At 60.7% G+C, this 1,714-nt stretch carries 1 protein-coding gene; it reads left to right on the top strand.

The genetic code is table 11. The annotated features are described in order from the left end of the window. Positions 1 to 1,566, top strand: a 1,566-nt coding sequence (locus B3187_RS14795) for a GMC oxidoreductase (protein WP_286807238.1), incomplete at its 5' end; no start/stop codon positions are given. Positions 1,567 to 1,714: the final 148 nt, after the last annotated feature.

A 1,714-nucleotide genomic window follows, 5' to 3' on the forward strand; every position in this document is an offset into this window, starting at 1 on the left:
GAACACGTCAAGGACTACAAGAACGCCACCAAGGAAGTCTGGGACTACCCGCACCGGGACAAGCCCACCCAGGAAATGATCGAAAACTACCCGGTCCTCAGCCGGGACTACCCGCTCAATGAGTCCACCTTCGGGATGTGGGCCGACGAGCAGAAAAACCCTTACATTGAAGAAAAGCGCTTCGACTGGTACCGCGGCTACCATGTGGGCGGTCGCTCCCTGCTGTGGGGCCGCCAGAGCTACCGCCTGGCGCCGGCGGACTTTGAAGCCAATGCCAAAGAAGGCATCGCCATCGACTGGCCGATCCGCTACAACGACATCGCCCCCTGGTACGACTATGTCGAGAAGTTCGCCGGCATCGCCGGAACCCGGGAAGGCCTGGACATTCTGCCCGATGGCCAGTTCCTGCCCCCGATTCCGCTCAACTGTGTGGAAAAAGACGTGGCGGCGCGTATCGAGAAGGCGTTCGGCGGCAAGCGGCACATGATCCACAGCCGGGTGGCCAATATCACCGAACCCAAGCCCGAGCAGGGCCGGGTCAACTGCCAGTACCGTAACAAGTGCTGGCTGGGCTGTCCTTTCGGCGCCTACTTCAGCACCCAGTCCTCCACCCTGCCGGCGGCCATGAAAACCGGCAACCTGACCCTGCGGCCCTTCTCCTTGGTGAAAGAAATCATCTACGACAAGGACAAAAAGCGGGCCAAGGGTGTGGAGGTGATCGACACCGAAAACAACCAGACCTACGAGTACACCGCCGACGTGGTGTTCCTGAACGCCTCGGCCTTCAACTCCACCTGGATTCTGATGAACTCCGCCCGGGATGTCTGGGACGGTGGTCTGGGCAGTAGCTCCGGGGAGCTGGGCCACAACGTCATGGACCACCATTTCCGGGCCGGCGCCAGCGGCCAGGTGGAAGGTTTTGACGACAAATACTATTACGGCCGTCGTCCCGCCGGTTTTTATGTCCCGCGTTTTCGCAACGTGGGCGGTGATCAGCGTGATTATGTACGCGGCTTTGGTTACCAGGGCTCCGCCAGTCGCCAGAACTGGGATCGCAACATCGCCGAGTTTGAGGTCGGCGCCGATCTCAAGCAGGCACTCAGCGAACCGGGCGCCTGGAACATCGGCATGATCGGTTTTGGTGAAATTTTGCCCTATCACGACAATCGCATCTCCCTGAACCACAGTGTCACCGACGCCTGGGGTCTGCCAGTGCTGGCGATGAACGTCGAGATCAAGGACAACGAAAAGAAAATGCGCAAGGACATGATTCAGGACGCGGTGGATATGCTCGAAGCCGCGGGTGTGAAGAATGTTCAGGGGGGCGACTGGGGCTACGCTCCGGGCATGGGCATTCACGAAATGGGCACCGCCCGAATGGGCCGGGACCCGAAAACCTCGGTGCTCAATGCCCACAACCAGGTGTGGGACGCGCCCAACGTCTACGTCACCGACGGCGCCTGCATGACCTCCGCCTCCTGCGTAAACCCGTCCCTGACCTACATGGCGCTGACCGCCCGGGCGGTGGACCACGCGGTGAATGAACTGAAGAAGGGGAATTTGTGATGAATCGACGTGAACTCCTCAAACTGATCACCGCCGCCACCGGCACCGCCATGATCGGCAGTACCGGGGTCATCGCCGGTTGCGCCTCCAAAGAGGAGGCGGCCCCGAGCCTGAGCTTCACCGAACAGGACGTGTTCCTGCTCGATGA

Source organism: Marinimicrobium sp. UBA4209 (assembly GCF_002381585.1).
Taxonomy (GTDB): domain Bacteria; phylum Pseudomonadota; class Gammaproteobacteria; order Pseudomonadales; family Cellvibrionaceae; genus Marinimicrobium; species Marinimicrobium koreense.